Origin of the sequence: Streptomyces sp. R-07 (assembly GCF_049913175.1) — a bacterium.
GTDB lineage: Bacteria > Actinomycetota > Actinomycetes > Streptomycetales > Streptomycetaceae > Streptomyces.
Genome location: NZ_CP183978.1, coordinates 5,589,725 through 5,608,762, shown reverse-complemented (window position 1 = coordinate 5,608,762; position 19,038 = coordinate 5,589,725). Strand labels below are relative to the sequence as shown.

At 70.5% G+C, this 19,038-nt stretch carries 19 protein-coding genes; 11 read left to right on the top strand and 8 right to left on the bottom strand.

What is annotated here, in order from left to right:
* Positions 1–26 precede the first annotated feature (26 nt).
* The 9 genes from gcvH (at position 27) to ACN9M0_RS25845 (ending at position 7,518) form a co-directional block, all read left to right on the top strand.
* Entirely contained in the window at positions 27–407 is a 381-nt protein-coding gene (gene gcvH, locus ACN9M0_RS25885; RefSeq protein WP_366036005.1) for a glycine cleavage system protein GcvH, read from the top strand.
* 32 nt (positions 408–439) lie between these two features.
* Positions 440–1,708 carry a serine hydroxymethyltransferase gene (glyA, locus tag ACN9M0_RS25880; RefSeq protein WP_366036006.1) on the top strand — a complete coding sequence of 423 codons (1,269 nt, stop codon included), beginning with the start codon at positions 440–442 and terminating at the stop codon, positions 1,706–1,708.
* Positions 1,709–1,868: 160 nt separating this feature from the next.
* Positions 1,869–3,239 (top strand): L-serine ammonia-lyase, encoded by a 1,371-nt coding sequence (locus ACN9M0_RS25875; protein ID WP_366036007.1) that lies wholly within the window; start codon positions 1,869–1,871, stop codon positions 3,237–3,239.
* A 252-nt stretch (positions 3,240–3,491) separates the two neighbouring features.
* On the top strand, positions 3,492–3,764 hold the full coding sequence (locus tag ACN9M0_RS25870; RefSeq protein WP_366036008.1) for a hypothetical protein: 273 nt from the start codon (positions 3,492–3,494) through the stop codon (positions 3,762–3,764).
* A complete protein-coding gene (locus tag ACN9M0_RS25865; protein WP_399696033.1) occupies positions 3,761–4,153 on the top strand; it encodes a type II toxin-antitoxin system VapC family toxin in 393 nt (130 codons plus the stop codon). Before ACN9M0_RS25870 ends, ACN9M0_RS25865 begins: the two co-directional genes overlap by 4 nt.
* Positions 4,154–4,155: 2 nt before the next feature.
* Complete coding sequence (locus ACN9M0_RS25860) at positions 4,156–4,695, top strand: effector-associated constant component EACC1 (protein WP_426404298.1); 540 nt, start codon at positions 4,156–4,158, stop codon at positions 4,693–4,695.
* Positions 4,695–5,222, top strand: a complete 528-nt coding sequence (locus tag ACN9M0_RS25855) for a caspase family protein (protein WP_426404297.1) — start codon at positions 4,695–4,697, stop codon at positions 5,220–5,222. The genes ACN9M0_RS25860 and ACN9M0_RS25855 overlap by 1 nt, the downstream gene beginning before the upstream one ends.
* A 25-nt stretch (positions 5,223–5,247) precedes the next feature.
* Positions 5,248–6,351, top strand: coding sequence for a hypothetical protein (locus ACN9M0_RS25850; protein WP_426404296.1), 1,104 nt, complete (start codon positions 5,248–5,250; stop codon positions 6,349–6,351).
* Between the two features lie 270 nt (positions 6,352–6,621).
* On the top strand, positions 6,622–7,518 hold the full coding sequence (locus ACN9M0_RS25845) for a hypothetical protein (RefSeq protein WP_426404295.1): 897 nt from the start codon (positions 6,622–6,624) through the stop codon (positions 7,516–7,518).
* A 297-nt stretch (positions 7,519–7,815) separates the two neighbouring features.
* Here the strand turns inward: ACN9M0_RS25845 and ACN9M0_RS25840 are convergent, their stop codons facing one another.
* Positions 7,816–8,031: an EF-hand domain-containing protein gene (locus ACN9M0_RS25840; protein WP_366036014.1), complete on the bottom strand. Its 216-nt coding sequence runs from the start codon at positions 8,029–8,031 to the stop codon at positions 7,816–7,818.
* Between the two features lie 73 nt (positions 8,032–8,104).
* On the opposite strand from ACN9M0_RS25840, the gene ACN9M0_RS25835 reads away from it, so the two are divergent.
* Complete coding sequence (locus ACN9M0_RS25835; protein ID WP_366036015.1) at positions 8,105–8,743, top strand: GNAT family N-acetyltransferase; 639 nt, start codon at positions 8,105–8,107, stop codon at positions 8,741–8,743.
* A 51-nt stretch (positions 8,744–8,794) separates the two neighbouring features.
* Here the strand turns inward: ACN9M0_RS25835 and ACN9M0_RS25830 are convergent, their stop codons facing one another.
* From ACN9M0_RS25830 to ACN9M0_RS25805, 6 genes are all read right to left on the bottom strand, one after another.
* Positions 8,795–9,988, bottom strand: coding sequence for a YncE family protein (locus ACN9M0_RS25830; RefSeq protein WP_366036016.1), 1,194 nt, complete (start codon positions 9,986–9,988; stop codon positions 8,795–8,797).
* On the bottom strand, positions 9,988–10,575 hold the full coding sequence (locus ACN9M0_RS25825; protein ID WP_426405325.1) for a polysaccharide deacetylase family protein: 588 nt from the start codon (positions 10,573–10,575) through the stop codon (positions 9,988–9,990). The genes ACN9M0_RS25830 and ACN9M0_RS25825 overlap by 1 nt, the downstream gene beginning before the upstream one ends.
* Positions 10,576–11,145: 570 nt before the next feature.
* On the bottom strand, positions 11,146–11,652 hold the full coding sequence (locus tag ACN9M0_RS25820) for an ATP-binding protein (RefSeq protein ID WP_366036018.1): 507 nt from the start codon (positions 11,650–11,652) through the stop codon (positions 11,146–11,148).
* Positions 11,653–11,727: 75 nt separating this feature from the next.
* The gene (locus ACN9M0_RS25815; RefSeq protein ID WP_366036019.1) at positions 11,728–12,495 is read right to left on the bottom strand and encodes an enoyl-CoA hydratase/isomerase family protein; all 768 of its coding nucleotides are present in this window, start codon (positions 12,493–12,495) and stop codon (positions 11,728–11,730) included.
* Positions 12,496–12,602: 107 nt separating this feature from the next.
* On the bottom strand, positions 12,603–13,859 hold the full coding sequence (locus ACN9M0_RS25810; RefSeq protein ID WP_366036020.1) for a L,D-transpeptidase: 1,257 nt from the start codon (positions 13,857–13,859) through the stop codon (positions 12,603–12,605).
* Between the two features lie 163 nt (positions 13,860–14,022).
* Positions 14,023–15,273: a L,D-transpeptidase gene (locus ACN9M0_RS25805; RefSeq protein WP_399696038.1), complete on the bottom strand. Its 1,251-nt coding sequence runs from the start codon at positions 15,271–15,273 to the stop codon at positions 14,023–14,025.
* 143 nt (positions 15,274–15,416) lie between these two features.
* On the opposite strand from ACN9M0_RS25805, the gene glgX reads away from it, so the two are divergent.
* Positions 15,417–17,621, top strand: coding sequence for a glycogen debranching protein GlgX (glgX, locus tag ACN9M0_RS25800; protein WP_399696039.1), 2,205 nt, complete (start codon positions 15,417–15,419; stop codon positions 17,619–17,621).
* A gap of 9 nt (positions 17,622–17,630) precedes the next feature.
* On the opposite strand, the gene ACN9M0_RS25795 is transcribed toward glgX, so the two are convergent.
* A complete protein-coding gene (locus ACN9M0_RS25795; protein WP_426404294.1) occupies positions 17,631–18,866 on the bottom strand; it encodes a hypothetical protein in 1,236 nt (411 codons plus the stop codon).
* Positions 18,867–19,038: the final 172 nt, after the last annotated feature.

Below are 19,038 nucleotides of genomic sequence, written 5' to 3'. Positions count from 1 at the left end.
CTCCCCCGATCCAGGAGAATCAGGTCATGAGCAACCCCCAGCAGCTGCGCTACACCAAGGAGCACGAGTGGCTGTCGGACGCCGTGGACGGCGTCTCGACCGTCGGCATCACGGAGTTCGCGGCCAACGCGCTCGGTGACGTCGTCTTCGCCCAGCTCCCCGAGGTCGGCGACACCGTCACCGCGGGCGAGACCTGCGGCGAGCTGGAGTCGACGAAGTCGGTGAGCGACCTCTACTCCCCCGTCACGGGCGAGGTCGTCGAGGCCAACCAGGACGTGGTGGACGACCCGTCCCTGGTGAACACGGCTCCGTTCGAGGGTGGCTGGCTGTTCAAGGTGCGCGTCGCGGGTGAGCCGGACGACCTGCTCACCGTCGACGAGTACGCCGCGTTCTCCGCCGGGAACTGAGACCGGGCCCGAGACCCCCTAGGGATCGATTCATGTCGCTTCTGAACACTCCCCTCCACGAGCTGGACCCCGACGTCGCCGCCGCCGTCGACGCCGAGCTCCACCGTCAGCAGTCCACCCTCGAGATGATCGCCTCGGAGAACTTCGCTCCGGTCGCGGTCATGGAGGCCCAGGGCTCCGTCCTCACCAACAAGTACGCCGAGGGCTACCCCGGCCGCCGCTACTACGGCGGCTGCGAGCACGTCGACGTGGCCGAGCAGATCGCGATCGACCGGATCAAGGACCTGTTCGGCGCCGAGTACGCCAACGTCCAGCCGCACTCCGGCGCCTCCGCGAACCAGGCCGCCCTCTTCGCGATCGCCCAGCCCGGCGACACGATCCTGGGTCTGGACCTGGCGCACGGCGGCCACCTCACCCACGGCATGCGCCTGAACTTCTCCGGCAAGCAGTTCAACGTGGTCGCGTACCACGTGGACGAGGCCGGTCTGGTCGACATGGCCGAGGTCGAGCGCCTCGCCAAGGAGCACCGCCCCAAGGTGATCATCGCGGGCTGGTCCGCCTACCCGCGCCAGCTGGACTTCGCGGAGTTCCGCCGGATCGCCGACGAGGTCGAGGCCTACCTGTGGGTCGACATGGCCCACTTCGCGGGCCTGGTCGCCGCCGGTCTGCACCCGAACCCGGTCGAGTACGCGGACGTGGTGACCTCCACCACGCACAAGACGCTCGGCGGCCCCCGCGGCGGCATCATCCTGGCGAAGAAGGAGTTCGCGAAGAAGCTGAACTCCTCGGTCTTCCCCGGTTTCCAGGGCGGCCCGCTGGAGCACGTGATCGCGGCCAAGGCCGTCTCCTTCAAGATCGCGGCCTCGGAGGAGTTCAAGGAGCGCCAGCAGCGCACCCTGGACGGCGCCCGCGCCCTCGCCGAGCGCCTGGTCCAGGACGACGTCACCGCCCACGGTGTCTCCGTCCTGTCCGGCGGCACGGACGTGCACCTGGTCCTGGTGGACCTGCGCAACTCCGAGCTCGACGGCCAGCAGGCCGAGGACCGTCTCCACGAGGTCGGCATCACGGTCAACCGGAACGCCGTTCCGAACGACCCGCGCCCGCCGATGGTCACCTCCGGTCTGCGCATCGGCACGCCGGCGCTCGCGACCCGCGGCTTCCAGGCCGAGGACTTCGCCGAGGTCGCCGACGTCATCGCCGAGACCCTGAAGCCGGGCTTCGACGCCGACAAGGCCGCCGCCCTCAAGGCCCGGGTGACCGCTCTGGCGGAGAAGCACCCGCTGTACCCCGGCCTGAAGTAATTTCGTACGCTTTAGTTCCAGTCTCGTTCGTACGAAGCTTCGGGGCACCGCGCACACTGGACAGTGAGCGCGGTGCCCCACGCCATGTCTTCACGTCTTCACGCTTTTCTGCTCCACCCCGGCAGACAACGGCGTCTAGCCCCCCACAAGGAGTCCTCCCGTGGCCATCTCGGTCTTCGACCTGTTCTCGATCGGCATCGGCCCGTCGAGCTCCCACACGGTGGGCCCCATGAGGGCGGCCCGGATGTTCGCCCGCCGCCTGAAGAACGAGGGCCTGCTCGCCCACACGGCGGCGATACGAGCCGAGCTGTACGGCTCGCTCGGCGCGACCGGCCACGGCCACGGCACGCCCAAGGCGGTCCTCCTCGGCCTGGAGGGCAACTCGCCCCGCACGGTGAACGTCGAGACGGCCGACGAGGAGTTCGAGCGGATCAAGGCGAGCGGCCGGATCAACCTGCTCGGCGCGCACGAGATCCCCTTCGACTTCGACGCCGACCTGATCCTGCACCGGCGCAAGGCGCTCCCGTACCACGCCAACGGCATGACGGTCTTCGCGTACGACGCCGAGGGCGGCCTCGTCCTGGAGAAGACGTACTACTCCGTCGGCGGCGGCTTCGTCGTCGACGAGGACGCCGTGCAGGGCGAGAACCCGATCGTCCCCGACGACACCGTCCTGAAGTACCCCTTCCGCACCGGTGACGAGCTGCTGCGGCTCGCGAAGGAGACCGGGCTCTCGATCTCCTCGCTGATGCTGGAGAACGAGAAGGCCTGGCGCACCGAGGACGAGATCCGCGCGGGCCTCCTCGAGATCTGGCGGGTCATGCAGGCCTGCGTCTCGCGCGGCATGTCCCGCGAGGGCATCCTGCCCGGCGGCCTGAAGGTCCGCCGCCGCGCCGCGACCTCCGCCCGCAAGCTGCGCTCCGAGGGCGACCCGGCCGCGCACGCCATGGAGTGGATCACCCTCTACGCGATGGCCGTGAACGAGGAGAACGCGGCGGGCGGCCGGGTGGTCACCGCCCCGACGAACGGCGCGGCCGGCATCATCCCGGCGGTCCTGCACTACTACATGAACTTCGTGCCCGGCGCCGACGACGACGGCATCGTCCGCTTCATGCTCGCGGCGGGCGCGGTCGGCATGCTCTTCAAGGAGAACGCCTCGATCTCCGGCGCCGAGGTCGGCTGCCAGGGCGAGGTCGGCTCGGCCTGCTCCATGGCGGCGGGCGCCCTCGCCGAGGTCCTCGGCGGCTCCCCCGAGCAGGTGGAGAACGCGGCCGAGATCGGCATGGAGCACAACCTGGGCCTGACCTGCGACCCCGTCGGCGGCCTCGTCCAGATCCCGTGCATCGAGCGGAACGGCATGGCGGCGGTCAAGGCCGTCACGGCGGCGAAGATGTCGATGCGCGGCGACGGCAGCCACCTGGTCTCCCTCGACAAGGTCATCAAGACCATGAAGGAGACGGGCGCCGACATGAGCGTCAAGTACAAGGAGACCGCGCGCGGCGGGCTCGCGGTGAACATCATCGAGTGCTGAGGCTGTAGGCCCTGACCAGCGCGTTTACTTCTTTCAGCGCTGTCAGGGCCTTCCCTGCTTGCACGGCGGAAAGTCCCTGGAATCTCCCTGGGACAGAGGTGAAAGTCCCTGAGAAGTCCCAGGCGGACCCCCCCCGCTGATGGGCGTGTGGCCTGGGAGTTCGCGGCATCCGCGCAGCGATGATGTCCCTCGGGCACGGCGGATCGAACAATCACCCCACACAATAACAAAAGTCTTGTTAAACTGGGCCCCATGGCTACCTCCCCGGCGCCCGGCGAAGGACCCGTCCGACCCGTATCGGTCTCGCTCCACGAAGGCACCATCGCTGCCCTCAAAGCACGTACAGGCAAGCGAGGCATGTCCGCCTACGTCGAGTCCCTCATCCAGCGCCAACTGGAACGGGACCGACTGCGCGAACTCATCGAGGATGCGGAAGCCGACCATGGCCCGGTCGACCAATCGGCCGTCGACGCCAAACGTGCGATCCTCCGCGGCGAGACGGCCAGCTCGGCGGACGCCGCGTGAGCGGCACGCTCGTCCTGGACTGCGAAGGCCTGTCCAAACTGGTACGACGCACACCTGAGATCACCGAGTGGCTGACGGCAGCCGAAGCCGAAGACATCCGCGTCGTCACCAGCTCCGTCACCCTCGTCGAAGCACGCGACCCCAAGGTCAACCAGGCCCGCTTCGACTATGCCGTCTCCCGAGTGAACATCATCCCGCCCAACGAAGCCATCGCCCGCCATGCGAGCAAGCTCCTGGCCACGGCCGGACTGCACGGCCACAAGTACGCCCTCGACGCCATCGTGGCCGCCACCGCGCTCACCTCGCCGGCCCCAGTGACCGTCCTGACATCGGACCCCGAAGACCTCCTGATGCTCTGCGGCCCCAGCGTCCGCATCATCAAGGTCTGACCGTGAGGCCGCGCCTCGACCCACCCCTTGCGCGGATCAGAACACTGCACGGCAGGCCAGTGCGCAGCCGGTACGCAACTCCTCATCACTCCGGCCAACACGACGCAGAAGCAGGCCTGTTAGGGAAGTACTCTTCTGCCCGGGTTGATAGCTGCGGCAGGAGCGTCGGACCGGCTACTACTCCATGCCGTGAGCGCGGGCACCAGGATCGTAGGGGGCGTCACGCGAAGGCCGACCTGACACAGGCCTCTGAAGCTTCTGATCGCATGAACGCGGGCGAGACCATCGATATGTTCGTCAGCAATGGCCTTGCCGCCGCAAGCTTGCTGGTGAACATCGTGGTCGCCTGGCGAGCAGCCCGCCCTTCGCCGCAGGGGACCGTGACCTTCGACCGCGACGGTACGACCGTGACCGTGCACGATTCGTCGGAGGAAACCCTTCGCCGAGTCGTGGATCTGCTGGCGTCCGCGCCTCCCGGCGGAGCTTCAGGGGCGACTGACACGGGAGAGTCATCGGCGCCGTCGGGCTCCGGAAACAGGTGATGAGTCTGCCTGATCCCGACGGCACCCGTGTGGTGCTGATCGGGGCGTCGGAGTACCAGCGCTTCCCGGACTTGCCAGCGGTGCGCAACAACCTCAGCAGGCTTGCCGAGCTGTTCAGATCCCCGCGCTTCGGCGGCCTCCCTGCCGGGCACTGTGCGACAGTGCTTGATCCCGCTGATGCCAAGGCGATGCTCGACGCTGTGCATCAGGCGGCGAGTGAAGCGACAGACACGCTGGTCGTGTACTTCGTCGGCCACGGCATACGGTCGCCGGTTGCTACAGCGGTGCCGCGCTGGAGGGGTACATGGGCGCCCCGGAGGAGTTCGCGGACCAGACCGCCATCGAGGGCAGTCGAGGATCACAACGCTGCGGGACGCCATGCTGTCCAGCACTTCGGCGCGGAGGTAGTCGAAGGACACGGATCCGTACAGCTTCCCGCTTTGCTCCGAGTTCCTGAGCGCGAGATGCAGAGAGCCGTCCAGCCGTTAACGATGGCGTTCCCGGGGCGTCCAACCCTCTCGACATGAACTCCCTCTACCGGCACGTCCGCCGTTGCCTGGAATCGCGGGGAATGCCGGTACCCAGCAACGGGCCGGGGGCCAGGGTCACGCCATCGCACTGTTCCGCAACCAGTGGGTTCCGCCTACCGAGAAGCCGACCCTCGCAGCACAGCGGGAAGATTGGTTCCGCGAGATTCGAGAAGGGCTGCTTTGGCATTTAAAGGGTGTCCCGGCGCTTGGCAAGGACCGTCTACGCAACGACTTCGGCGAGCCTGCGCTCATCCGGTCCCTGCTGGTCATGCGAATCGCCGTTCTGCTCGCCCGGGGAGAGGGCACAGCGAACATCAGGGACATGCTGACCTCCAGCCCGGTTTTCGCCGTGCCCGGCCCCGATGTCGACGAGCTCACCGAGCTCATCGATAAGGTTCAGTTCGGATTCGAGCACGACGGGCTGACCAACACCATTGTGGTCGACGGCCTGGGCCTGCTGCCCTGGAGTCCGGAGAGCACGTACGTGCTGCTCATCGAGTACTGGGCTGCGCAGCGAGGTCGTACGGTGCCTCGTACACGTGTGGAACAAGAACTCAGCGAGCTTTGGGACACCACGGACTCACGTGTCCTTGCAGCGCACTCCTCGCTACCGTCCTTCCCGTTGGAGGCGTACCCCAATCTGTGGGAGAGGCTGAAGGCCGAGCCGGACTTCCGCGTCGGCAACGCCGGAGCCATGGTGCTCACCCAGCGTGGTGGCGGCGACCAGGCCTGGGAGCGGTGGATGTCCACTCGTCCCTGGAGCACCCTCAAGGCTAGTCGCCTGGTTGGCCTAGGCGATGATCTCGTTCGTTGTCAGGCCGCGCGCGCTCTCAGCCGTCTCCTCGATCAGGCTCCGCCGGGCGATGGCTTCCGCGGAGTTCTCGAGCGGGCCACAAAGGTCATCCAGGGGCAGTTGGACCACATCGCCCTGGCCGTGGAGGGCATGAGCGCCATCGAGTACGACCTGCTACGTGAGCGCAGCGGGGACGAACACTTCCAAGACGGCTGCCTCACCACCTTCCAGGAGCATCTGCTACAGCGGTACCAGGCCTCCTCCCCCGCATACACCGTCGGATTCCTTGTAGATATCCGGCGACAGGAAGTCCCTGAAAAATCCCTGACATGACGCACAGGCGCGCTTGTCGTACCGAATTGGCAGGTCAGAACCACCACCACATGCGGCCGGCATACGCGTCAAGTACAAGGAGACCGCGCGCGGCGGTCTCGCGGTGGACATCATCGAGTGCTGAGGCCACGGCCCCTTCCGTTCTGCTTCCCGTCCTGCTTCGTCCGCTTCGTCCGGTGAGGTGATCGTGGGCCGCGCGCGGCCTACAATCCGCGACCGCGGATGATCACGACCCCTGGTGATCACGACACCGGACGAGGCGGAGAAGAGATGCGGATACTCCTGTGGGTGGCGGCCGGCCTGGCCGTGATGGCCGCGGTCAGCGGCTGCGGGACGCCACAGGCCTCCGGCCCGGCGGCCGGGGCCGCGAGCCCGGCGGCCGGCGCCGTGACGGCTTCGGCGTCGGCCGCCGCCACGAAGGACAGCACGGCGGACAGCACGGCCGACCTGCTGGCGCGGGCGAGGGCGGCGATGGACGCCGAGGCCGGGTGGACCTTCACGGTGACCGGCGAGGAGTCGCTGAAGCAGTCCGGCGCGCCGAAGGAGCAGGGCAGCGCCGCCTCGTACTCCGCGACGGTGGACCGGACCGGCAGCCCGGAGGCACTGCACCAGTCCGGCACGGTCCTGAGCAAGGGCAGGCGCACGCCCGAGGAGCTGTTCGCCGTGGACGGCACGGGGTACGTGCGCGAGGGCGCACCCGGCACCCCCTGGACCGAGGGGCCGCTGACCGACCCGGGGATCGCCGCCAAGGTGGAGGACCCGCTGACCGCCCTGGACTCCTTCGGCGACTACGCCGGGCGGGGCGAGCGGATCGAGGTCACCCGGACCGGCGACGAGATCCGGCTCCGGGTCCGGATCCCCTCCGGGTACCTCGCCGACCGTACGGAGCGGCCGGCGATCGCGAAGGCGGCCCGGGAGTTCCGGCCCACCCTGGACAAGCTGCGGAAGGTCGGGGTCACGGCGGGCGAGAAGCGGATCGTCCTGACCGGGTACGAGGAGACCCTCGTCCTGGACGCCCGCACCCACCGGATGACCTCCTACCGGTCCTCCTTCGGGTTCGCCGTCCCGCACGAGGGTCGGCAGCTCCGCTACGAGCAGCGGCTCGGGGCGGACACGCGGTCCGTCTTCACCGGACGGATCGAGGCGCCCGACGCCACGTCCTCCTGAGGAGACAGCGGGGTCAGGGCGCGACCCCGTGCGGGTGCGGCACGACCGTGAGGAGTGCCGAGACTCCCACGATCGCCGCGAGCGCGGTCACCTCGATCCGGGCAGGAGCCTCGGCGTCGCGGCCGGACAGCATCCGGCTCCTGGCCGCCAGGGCCGGCAGGCTCGACCTGCCGAACAGCGCGAGCTCACCGTCCGGGAAGCGTCACCGGACGATCGTCACCGGGCCACGGACGGGCGGCAACTCACGTTGCTCCGCCCGCCCGGGCCAGCGAGTCAGGCCCTGGCCCGAGCCTTGCGTCAGGCCTTGTTCAGGTGGCCCCAGAACTCGTCCCAGGAGAGCACGCCGTCGCCGTTGTCGTCGCGCTGCTTGATGAGCGCCTCGGCGACCGTCTCGGTGACGTTGAAGTCGCCCAGCTGCGCCATGACGTGCTTGTACTCCGCGGCGGTGATGAAACCGTCGCCGTCCACGTCGAACTTGTTGAATGCCGTGCGTGCCGAGTCGATGTCCGCCACTGCGTCCGCCCCTTCTTGGTGCTTGTCTGAGGGGGCCAGATTAGCTGGCTCGCTCGTGCCGGATGATGGGGGTATGAGCGACGAGGTGGCACGGATACTGGCGGCGGCGGCGCACGGGGAGTTCCCGCCCCCGGACGGCTCGACGACGGTGGTTCCGCAGCCGGGCCCGCGGGACGCGGGGGTGCTGGCCTTCACCGCCCACTCGGTGGTCTTCACGGACGCCGACCCGGAGTGGGTGCGGACCGAGCTGGCGGCCACGTCGAGCGACCCGCTCGCGGCGAGCATGAACCCGGGCTTCCTGCTGGCGCTGATGGCCCGCACGGGCCGGCACATGAACACGATCGACCTGCTCACGGTGGCCGACGCGCTGCCCGGCCCTCCCCCGCTGGAGCTCCGTGAGCTCGACGACCCCGCGCATCCCCGGGTGGAGCGGGCGCTGAAGTACCGCGACGAGGTCCGGGTGTGGGCGGCCGACGGCGGGGTCCTGATCCTGGGCCGGGGTGTCGCGGGCCGCTGGGAGGCCGCGATCGAGGTGGACGAGGAGGTACGCCACCGGGGCCTGGGCCGGGCCCTGGCGACGGCGGCCCGCCACCTCGTCCCGGGCGAGGTGGTGTGGGCCCAGCAGTCCCCCGGCAACGCCCGCAGCGTCCGTGTCTTCCAGGCGGCCGGCTACCGCCCGGTGGCCTCGGAGGCGCTCCTGATCGCCGGCTGAGCCGTCGATCGGAGGATCGGCCCGACCACCGGAGGATGCCGGTGCGGCCGACTACCGGAAGATGCCGGTGTGGCCGAGGGAGTAACGGCCCGGCTGGGGGTAGACGGCGAGGCCGTGGGGGCCGCTGCCGACGGGGATGCGGGCGAGCTGCTTGCCGGTGGTGGTGTCGATCGCGTAGACCTCGGAGTTGTAGCGGCCCGACAGCCACAGGACCTTGCCGTCGGCGGAGACGCCGCCCATGTCGGGGGAGCCGCCGTCCGGGAGCCACCACTTCTTGGTGAGCTTGTTCTGCTGGAAGTCGAAGACGGAGATCGAGCCCTCGCCGCGGTTGGAGACGTACATCTCGCGGGAGTCCCGGCTGATGTAGAGGCCGTGGGTGCCCTTGCCGGTGGGGAGCAGGGTGGGGGTGGTGAACTTCTCGCCGTCCAGGACCCACATGCCGTGGGCCATCATGTCGGCGATGTAGAAGGTCTTGCCGTCCGGGGAGATCTTCACGTCCTGCGGCATGGCTCCCTCGAAGGGAAGTTTCTGCTGGCCGACCACCTCCATCTTCTCGGTGTCGACCTTGAGGAGTTCGCCGGAGAACTCGCAGGAGACGACGAAGTAGCGTCCGTCGGCGGAGAAGTCGGCGTGGTTGACGCCGTAGCAGCTGACGGGGACGGTCTTCTTCCGTTCCATGGTGTGCGGATCGCGGAAGACGAGTTCGCGGTCGAGCGAGGCCATCACGATGGCGTACTTGCCGTTGGGCGTGAAGTAGAGGTTGTACGGGTCGTGGACCTCGACGGGTTTGCCGGCGACGCCGGTGGCGGGGTCGATGGGGGTGAGCGTGTGGCCCCGGTCGTTGTTGACCCAGAGGGTCTTCATGTCCCAGGAGGGGACGACGTGCTGGGGCTGGTTGCCGACCGGGATGGTCTCGACGACCTGGTAGGTCGTGGGGTCGATGACGGAGACGGTGTTGGAGTTGGTGTTGGGGACGTAGACCCGGGAGGGGAAGTTCCGTACCACCGGGGAGAGTCGGTTCGGCCGGTCGGCGGCGTAGACGTCGTGCGGGTCGAGCAGGGGCGGCATGCCGGGGAGTCCGGCGGGAGCGGCGGCCGGTTTCGGCAGGGCGGGGGCGGCGGCCTTCTTCACGGGGGCGCCCTCGGGGTGGTTCGCGCTGCCGCAGCCGGCGAGGCCGGCGAGGAGGGCGGCGGCGAGGAGGGCCCGGGTCCGTGTCGAGAGGGGGCTCTTCTTGAGGTGTGCCATCAGCTCAGCAGCTCCGTGGTGGTGACCGCGCTCAGGCCGCGGCGGTCGAGGTCGGCGAGGAGGAGGGGCAGCGCGGCGGCGGTGTCCGGGTAGCCGAAGTGCAGGCTGACGACGGATCCGGCGCGGACGGTCCCGGTGACGTTGCGGACGACGGCCGCCGCGCCGGGCGAGGTGAAGTCGAGGGAGTCGACGTCGTACGAGAGGACGTGCGGGTATCCGGCGCGCCGGGCGGCGCGCAGGACGGCGGGGGCGGCGTGCGGCGTGCGGGAGGGGCGGAACCAGGTGCCGACGGAGCCGGTGAGCCGGCGCAGCCGTCCCGCGCAGGCCTCGATCTCGGCGAGGGCCTCGTCCTCGGTCATGGCGTTGACGTCGATGTGGTGCTGGGTGTGGTTGCCGAGGTCGTGGCCGCCGTCGAGGACGCGGCGGGCCATGTCGGGGTGGGTGTCGAGCCAGCTGCCGACGGCGAGGACGGTGACGCGGGCGCCGGCCTTCTCCGCCTGGGTGAGGAGCTGCCGGGCGAGGGCGGGGTCGCCCTGGCCGTGGAAGGTGAGGGCGACGCGGGGCCGGTCGCGGGGGCCGTGGGTGATCTCGTCCGGCTGTCCGGGGAAGCGGCGGGGGGCCGGGGCGGCGACGGGCGCGGGGGCGGGGTGGCGCCCGGCGGCGTGGGCGGGGGGTGGGGCGGGGTTCCGTGCCGCAGGCGGTGGCGAGGGCCCCCGCGAGGGCGGCGGCCGCGCCCGCGCGGAGGGCTCCTCGGCGGTCGGTCGGCTTCACGCGACCATTTAAGGGCGATGTCGCCCGATTGGTCACGATTAGGCCAATTCAGGACGTTTACGGGTGCGCGGCGGGCGTCCAGCATGCGGACGAGCCCGGCAAACAACCGATGAACCGCATAGCCATTCACTGTTTGCAAGGCGAGTGCTGCACGTCACCAACGATTCATCATTAAACTGTCCGCTTTTGACCCAGATTGCCCCACTAGGGACTTTTGGCGGCAAGGCCCCCCGTCTGCCATAGTCGGAGACACGACCCCCATTGACCCGGGCCAGGTCGACATAGCAGCCGTGGATACACCCCCCCCGTCCACGGCGCACCACACGGCAGCCCCCACGCGCCTCACCTTGGCGCACGGGGGCTTCCGTGCGTCCGGGGCCGCGTTCTCAGGGGCGGTCGGCGACCCGCATCTCGAACCAGGTCGTCTTGCCGCGGGGCGCCAGGTCCACGCCCCAGCGGTCGGCGAGCTTGTCGACGAGGAAGAGCCCGCGGCCGCTGATGTCGAGCTCGTGCACCGGCATCAGACAGGGCAGTCCGCGCGAGGGGTCGCGCACCTCGATCCGGATCCAGCCGCGGCGCCGCTGTAACCGCAGCGCGAAGACCCGGGCGCCGGTGTGCCGGACGGCGTTCCCGACGAGCTCCGAGACGAGGAGCACCGCGTGCTCGGCGATCTGCGGGCCCAGCCCCCACTGCCGGAGCACGACGTGCTGGGTGAGCCTGCGGGCCACCCACGCGGACTCGGGGCGGGACGGCAGCCGGACATCCTCATCGGCCGGGTTGCCGTACAACTCCACTGCGTCGGCGGCCTGTTCGTCGTCCGCGGCCGGTGACCACCGCGGCGCGGCGGCGCTCGCGCGCTGCCACGGTTGTTCCCTACCCTCCAGGCCCGCCATGCCCCCCATCATGGCCGTACGGAGGCACCCGCGGGGGCCGTTCCGGCGGAATCGGCCCCCACTCGTGAAGGATCGTCAGGCGAACTTCGCCTTCCCCGGGCCCTCCTCGACGAAGCTGCGCATCCCGGTCTCGCGGTCCTCGGTGGCGAACAGGGCGGAGAACCAGGTGCGCTCGATGGCGAGACCGGTGTCGATGTCGGCCTCCAGGCCCTGGTCGATCGCCTCCTTCGCGGCCCGCAGGGCGACGGCCGGGCCCTGCGCCAGCCTGGCGGCCCAGGCGTGTGCCTGCTCGTACACCTCGGCGGCCGGGACGACCCGGTCGACCAGACCGAGCGTGAGGGCCTCGTCGGCCTTCACCATCCGGCCGGTGAAGATGAGGTCCTTGGCCTTGGAGGGGCCGACGAGCCGGGACAGGCGCTGAGTGCCGCCGGCGCCGGGGATCAGGCCGAGCAGGATCTCCGGCTGGCCCAGCTTGGCGTTGTCGGCGGCGATCCGGTAGTCGGCGCAGAGCGCGAGCTCGCAGCCGCCGCCGAGCGCGTAACCGGTGATCGCGGCGACGACCGGCTTGGGGATGCGGGCGACGGCGGTGAAGGACTCCTGGAGGGCGCGCGAGCGCTTGACCATGGCCACGTGGTCCATGACCTGCATCTCCTTGATGTCCGCGCCGGCCGCGAACACCTTCTCGCCGCCGTAGAGGACCACGGCCCGCACGTCGTCGCGGTCGGTGGCCTCCTGGGCCAGCTCGCGCAGCCGGTCCTGGGTGGCGATGTCCAGGGCGTTCATCGGGGGGCGGTCGAGGCGGATCGTGCCGACGCCTTCGGCGACTTCGAGGTTCACAGTCATGGCAGAAGGTTAGTGTCGGGGGGCTTGGGGGGTCTCCCCCCAAAAGGCACAGCACGAGAAGGGGCCCGGTGCTGTTGCTCACAGCACCGGGCCCCTTCAGGAGTGGCTCAGGCGATCCACTCCGACCAGTCCATGTTCCAGCCGTTGAGGCCGTTCTCCGGCGCGATCTGCTTGTCCTTCGAGTTCTTCACGACCACGACGTCGCCGATGATCGAGCTGTCGTAGAACCAGGCCGCCGGCATCGAGCTGTCGCCCGCGCCCCGCGCGTCCTGCAGACCGACGCAGCCGTGGCTGACGTTGGCGGAGCCGAAGGTGGAGCCGGAGGCCCAGTAGTTGCCGTGGACGAAGGTGCCCGAGTTCGACAGGCGCATCGCGTGCGGCACGTCCTTGATGTCGTACTCTCCGCCGAAGCCGACCGTGGCGCCGTTCATGCGGGTCACCTTGAACTTCTCGCTGATGACCATCTGACCGTTGTACGTGGTCGTGGACGGCGCGCCCGCGGTGATCGGCAGCGTCTTGATGATCGCGCCGTCCCGCTCGACCTTCATCGTCTTGGCAGTCGCGTCGACGGTGGAGACCTGACGGCGGCCGATGGTGAAGGAGATCGTCTTCTTCTGCTTGCCGTAGACGCCGGGGCGGCCCTCGACGCCGTCCAGGTTCAGCGCGACCGTGACCTTGGTGCCCGCGGCCCAGTAGTCCTTGGGACGGAAGTCGAGGCGGTCGTTGCCGAACCAGTGGCCCTCGATCTCGACGGCCGGGACGGCCGTCACCTTGATGGCCTTCTCGACGGCCTCGGGGTCGGTGATGCCCCGGGTGAAGTTGATGGACACCGGCATGCCGACGCCGACGGTCGAACCGTCCTCCGGCGTGTACTGGCCGATGAAGGTGTTCTTCGGGACCAGCGTGGTGAAGGTGGTGTCCTTCGCCGACTCACGGCCGTCGGCGTCCTTCGCGATCGCGTGGACCTTGTACTGGGTGGCCGCCGCCAGGTGCGCGGTCGGCGACCAGCTGGCGCCGTCCGCGGCGATCTTGCCCTCGATCTGAGCGCCCTTGGAGTCGGCGACCGTGACCGTGGTCAGCTTGCCCTGCTCCGCGGTGACCTTGAGGACCCCGCTGGTGGCGACCGAGTCGGCGCCGTCCTTCGGAGCGATCGTCACGACCGCCTGGGAGGCCGCGTTCTCCTGCTTGCCGCCGCCCTGGGCGCCCGGCGCCTGTCCCCCCGCACCGCCGCCGGTGGCCGTCTCGCCCCCGCCGCAGGCGGTCAGGACCAGGAGCAGCGCCCCCGCTGCCAGTGCCTGCAGCTTGACGCCCCCGCGCCGCCGCGTGCTCTTGACCGATGCCCCCGATATCGGCTGCCCGTTCACTGTGGTCGTCTCCCCTCGCACGGCCTGGCAACGCCACGGCCCCACCCCCGTGTGCATCCACTCGCGCACACAGCGCTAGATAATCACACCGCAGGACACGAAAGTTCCTCGCGAATGTCACCGTTCAGTCGCAGTCGTCGTGGTACGCGGGGACGACCCGGGATCAGTGCAGCGCGGAGCCCGCCTGCCACTCGCTCCACTCCAGGTTCCACCCGCCGAGGCCGTTGTCGGGGGCGACCTCCTTGTCGCGGGAGTTGACCACCTCCACCACGTCGCCGATGAGCGTCCGGTCGAAGAACCAGCCCGCGGGCGAGTCCGCGCTGCCGCCCTTCTCGTCCCGGAGGCCCACACAGCCATGGCTGACGTTGGCCGAGCCGAAGGTGGAGGCCGCGGCCCAGTAGTTGCCGTGCAGGAAGGTCCCCGAGTCGGTGAGGCGCATCGCGTGCGGCACGTCCTTGATGTCGTACTCGCCGCCGAAGCCGACGGTCCTGCCGTCCATCCGCGTCACGTCGTACAGCTCGGTGACGACCATCTTCCCGTTGTACGTGGTGGTCTTCGGCGCGCCCGCGGTGACCGGCACGGTGGCGAGGACCTCGCCGTTCCGCCTGACCTCCATGGTGTGCTCGGCCGCGTCCACCAGGGAGACCTGGGAGCGGCCGACGGTGAAGCCGACCGTCCTGCGCTGGATGCCGTACACGCCGGGCGCCCCTTCGACGTCCCGCAGACCGATCTCGACGGTGACCTTCGTGCCCGGCCGCCAGTACGCGGCGGGCCGGAAGTCGAGCCGCTCCTTGCCGAACCAGTGGCCGACGACCTCCACCGGCGGCACCGAGGTGATCCGGATGGCCCGCTCGACCTCCGCCCGGTTCTCGATCGGCCTGTTGAACCCGAAGGAGACGATCATGCCGGTGCCGACCGTGGAACGGTTCTCCGGCTTGAAGTAGCCGATGAAGCGGGACTCCGGGACCACGGTGGTGAAGGTGGTGTGCCGGGCCGAGCGGCGCCCGTGCCCGTCGAGCGCGACCGCGTCCACGCTGTACTTGGCGGCCAGCGCGAGCCGGGTGTCCGGCCGGGGGCGCCAGCGCAGCCCGTCCGCGGAGACCTCCCCGGCGACCTCTGACCGCCGGCCGTCCTCGACCTGGACGACGCTCACCCGTTCGAGCCGTCCGCTGTCCACCTTCACCTCGACCGGCCCGTCGGCCTGCACCGCCCGGCTGCCGTCCTCCGGACTCACCCGGATGACGTCGCCAGGGGCCCGCGCCTTGCCCGGCAGGCTGATGTCGACGCCCCCTTCGCCGTCCGCTCCGGTGCAGCCCGCGAGCCCCGCCGAAAGCCCCGCCATCAGTCCCGCCACGACGAGGGCATGCCTCGCCCGCTTCCATACGCATGTCACGCCCGGCCCAACGACGGCCACCCTCCAGGGGAAACGTGCGTGCGGGTCATGTTGGGAGCACGGCCGTGCGGGCAGAACAGGGAGAGAACCCCGCGCGGGAGCGGCGGCCGGGACGCCGCCGGTCCCCCGGGTGCGGGCCCGACGAGCCGCGGGAGGCCGGGACGGTGTCGAGCGCAGCCGAGCAGGAGGCGGTACCGGAGCATGCCCTGGAGCGGGCCGGGCCACCGGTGTGGCCGGGGGCGCCGACGCCGCTCGGCGCCCGCTGCCGGGTCGGCCCCGGCGGGGTGACGGGCACCAACTTCGCCCTGTGGGCGGGCGGCGCGGAGGCCGTCGAGCTGTGCCTCTTCGACGCCGACGGGGCGGAGACACGACTCCCGCTGACCGAGCTGACGCACGAGATCTGGCACGGCTTCGTGCCGGGCGTCGGGCCGGGACAGCGGTACGGCTACCGGGTGCACGGCCGCTGGGACCCGTGGACGGGCGCCCGCTGGAACCCGGCGAAGCTGCTCCTCGACCCGTACGCGCGGGCCGTCGACGGCGACTTCGCGGCGCTGCCCCCGGAGGCGTACGGGCACGTCCGGGACTGGCCGCAGCAGCACGTGGCCGACACCGTCCGCGACGAGCGGGACTCCGCCCCGTACGTCCCGAAGGGGGTCGTCGTCCATGACGACGACGACTGGTCCGACGACCGCAGGCCCAAGACGCCCTGGCAGGACTCGGTCATCTACGAGCTGCACGTCAAGGGCTTCACGAAACGGCACCCGGGCATCCCGGAGCACCTGCGGGGCACGTACGCGGGGCTCGCGCACCCCGCCGCCATCGACCATCTCGTACGGCTCGGGGTGACGGCCGTCGAGCTGCTGCCGGTGCACCAGTTCGCGCACGAGGACCACCTCCTGCGGCGCGGGCTGCGCAACTACTGGGGCTACAACTCCCTCGGCTACTTCGCCCCGCACGCCGGCTACTCCTCCTCCGGGACGGCCGGGCAGCAGGTCGGCGAGTTCAAGCGGATGGTGCGGGCGCTGCACGCGGCCGGGATCGAGGTCATCCTCGACGTCGTCTACAACCACACGGCGGAGGCGGGCGAGCTCGGCCCCACCCTCTCCCTGAAGGGCATCGACAACCGCGGCTACTACCGGCTCCAGTCCGACGCCCGCCGGTACGCCGACTACACGGGCTGCGGCAACACCCTGCACGTCGTGCAGCCGCAGGTCCTCCGACTCATCACCGACTCGCTGCGGTACTGGGTGACCGAGATGGGCGTCGACGGCTTCCGCTTCGACCTGGCGGCGGCCCTCGCCCGCTCCTTCCACGACGTCGACATGCTCTCCCCCTTCCTGGCCGTCATCGCCCAGGACCCCGTCCTGCGCCGGGTCAAACTGATCGCCGAACCGTGGGACGTCGGCAACGGCGGCTACCAGGTCGGCGCCTTCCCTCCGCTGTGGACCGAGTGGAACGACCGCTACCGGGACGCCGTACGGGACTTCTGGCGCGGGGCGCTGCCCGACGTGCGGGACCTCGGCTACCGGCTGTCCGGCTCCAGCGACCTGTACGCCTGGGGCGGGCGCCGGCCGTACGCCTCGGTCAACTTCGTCACGGCGCACGACGGCTTCACCCTCCGCGACCTGGTGACGTACGAGCGCAAGCACAACGAGGCCAACGGCGAGGGCAACCGGGACGGCACCCACGACAACCGCTCCTGGAACTGCGGGGTGGAGGGCGAGACCGATGATCCGGAGATCCGGGAGCTGCGGCTGCGTCAGCAGCGCAACCTCCTCACCACCCTGCTCCTGTCCACCGGGGTCCCGATGCTCGTCGCCGGCGACGAGATGGGCCGCACGCAGGGCGGCAACAACAACGCGTACTGCCAGGACAACGAACTCGGCTGGCTCGACTGGTCCCTGCCGGAGGACCCCGGCCGGGGCGAGCTGCTCGCCCTGTCCCAGCGGCTGCTCGACCTGCGGCACCGCCACCCGGTTCTGCGCCGCCGGGCCTTCTTCTCCGGCCGGCCGCAGGGCGCGGACGGGCTGCGGGACCTGGCCTGGTTCACCGCCGAGGGCACCGAGATGACCGAGCGGGACTGGTACGCGCCCACGGCCACCCTCGGCCTCTACCTGTCCGGCCGCGACATCCCGGGCCGGGACGCGCGGGGCGAGCAGATCACCGACGACAGCTTCCTCGCCGTCCTGCACGCCGGCCCCCGCCCCCTGGACTTCCGGCTGCCGGGCCCGCCGTGGGCGGAGTCGTACGAGCTGGTCGTGGACACGGCGCGGGAGGACCAGTCGACGGCCCCGGGCACCCACCACCCGGGCGACGGCACGCTCACGGTGGGGGCCCGGTCGGTGGTGCTGCTGCGGGTGCGGGCGTGAGGGGGCGGGTCAGCGGAGGGTGACGTAGCAGGTGTAGTCGCCGCGGACGGTGGAGTCGGGGCCGGTGTACTCGTAGCTGATGCTCGTACCGCCGTAGACCGTGTACGAGCCCGCGGGCCGGGCTCCCGAGGTCCACGCGGCGGGCGCCGAGCGGAAGCCGGCACGGCACTTCTCGCCGGCCGCCGCCTCCCCCACGCCCCGCGGGTCGCCCTGGACCGTCTTGTCGACCCGCGCCCGGCCGAAGACGCGGAGCTCCGCGTCCTTGCCGCAGGGGACCTTCAGGACCCGGTCCAAGGACCCGAGACCGGTGTCCGTGGAGGCGCAGGCACCGGGCTTCAGCTTGTCCATGGTGGTGGTGACCTGTTCGGCGTCCTCGGACCGCTCGCCGGCGGGCACGGGCGGCACCGTCGTCCTCCCGTGGCCGTCCAGGACGTACTGCGCGCGCAGGGAGGAGACCCCGGTGAGGACGCCCTTGGCGTGCAAGACGCCGAGCACCGGCCGGAAGTCGGCCTCGGCGCGGACCAGGCGGCCGTCCTTGTCGAGGACCACGGTCAGCGGAACCTTGTCGGCGGCGCCCGGGTCCAGATGGAGCGCGACGTCGTCCGGCAGGGCGTCGGAGGCGGACGACGCGTAGACCTTCAGCTCGTAGCGGCGCCCACCGTCGCCGGTCTTCTCGGGGGTCCGCTCCGGGTGCTCGTGGCGCACCACCTCGGCCAGGGTGCGGCCCCAGGGAGCGGTCTCGCCCGCGTACTCCAGGAAACCGGAGACGCTGTCGGCGAAATCCATGGAGCCGGACGCGGAGTAGCGGAGCCAGGTGCCGCGCGAGGTCCGGTAGCTGACGTCGTTCTCCTCGACGGCGAACTGCTCGCGGGCGGTGGCGCCCGGGGCGCGGCCGAGGTCCTCGGTCGCCGCCTTCTCGGGGAAGCGGCGCGGGATGTCGACGGTCCGCTCGACGCGGGCGGTGTCCTTGGCGTAGTCGAGCACTCCGGTGGTCCGCTCGACGGCACTGCCCCCGGCCGAGCCGTAGGTGACGGTGGCGGTGAAACGGGCCGAGCCGGTCGCGGCGGTCGCCCTGGAAGCCGCGCTCAGCTGGTCCGCGAGCCGCTCCTCGAAGACCGGCTTGCCGGTCGGCGAGGCCCCCTTCGCGGCCGGTCGCTCCACCGGGCCGGCCGTCTGGCAGCCGACGGCCGCGAGCAGCAGCGGCAGCGTGACGGCCGCCGTGCGGAGTCTTCTGGAATGCCTCATCGTCGTTCTTCCCACCCCTGGTCGATCTTCAGGGCAGGGATCCTACGGAGCGCTCCCGTCCGGAAGGCGGGCGGGCCCCGCGCGGGGCTCAGGTCCGCCCAGGATGCCCCGGTCGCTCGAACCGGCATCAGCCATCGGTCGATGCGGGGTACGACGGAAAACCGGATGAGAC

What these genes read in the sequence shown, in the direction of transcription:
- ACN9M0_RS25870 (WP_366036008.1), top strand. Translation starts at nt 3,492, where the DNA reads ATGGCTACCTCCCCGGCGCCCGGCGAAGGACCCGTCCGACCCGTATCG.
- ACN9M0_RS25830 (WP_366036016.1), bottom strand. Translation starts at nt 9,988, where the DNA reads ATGGCACACCTCAAGAAGAGCCCCCTCTCGACACGGACCCGGGCCCTC.
- glyA (WP_366036006.1), top strand. Translation starts at nt 440, where the DNA reads ATGTCGCTTCTGAACACTCCCCTCCACGAGCTGGACCCCGACGTCGCC.
- gcvH (WP_366036005.1), top strand. Translation starts at nt 27, where the DNA reads ATGAGCAACCCCCAGCAGCTGCGCTACACCAAGGAGCACGAGTGGCTG.
- ACN9M0_RS25795 (WP_426404294.1), bottom strand. Translation starts at nt 18,866, where the DNA reads ATGAGGCATTCCAGAAGACTCCGCACGGCGGCCGTCACGCTGCCGCTG.
- ACN9M0_RS25835 (WP_366036015.1), top strand. Translation starts at nt 8,105, where the DNA reads ATGAGCGACGAGGTGGCACGGATACTGGCGGCGGCGGCGCACGGGGAG.
- ACN9M0_RS25820 (WP_366036018.1), bottom strand. Translation starts at nt 11,652, where the DNA reads ATGGCGGGCCTGGAGGGTAGGGAACAACCGTGGCAGCGCGCGAGCGCC.
- ACN9M0_RS25845 (WP_426404295.1), top strand. Translation starts at nt 6,622, where the DNA reads ATGCGGATACTCCTGTGGGTGGCGGCCGGCCTGGCCGTGATGGCCGCG.
- ACN9M0_RS25815 (WP_366036019.1), bottom strand. Translation starts at nt 12,495, where the DNA reads ATGACTGTGAACCTCGAAGTCGCCGAAGGCGTCGGCACGATCCGCCTC.
- ACN9M0_RS25855 (WP_426404297.1), top strand. Translation starts at nt 4,695, where the DNA reads ATGAGTCTGCCTGATCCCGACGGCACCCGTGTGGTGCTGATCGGGGCG.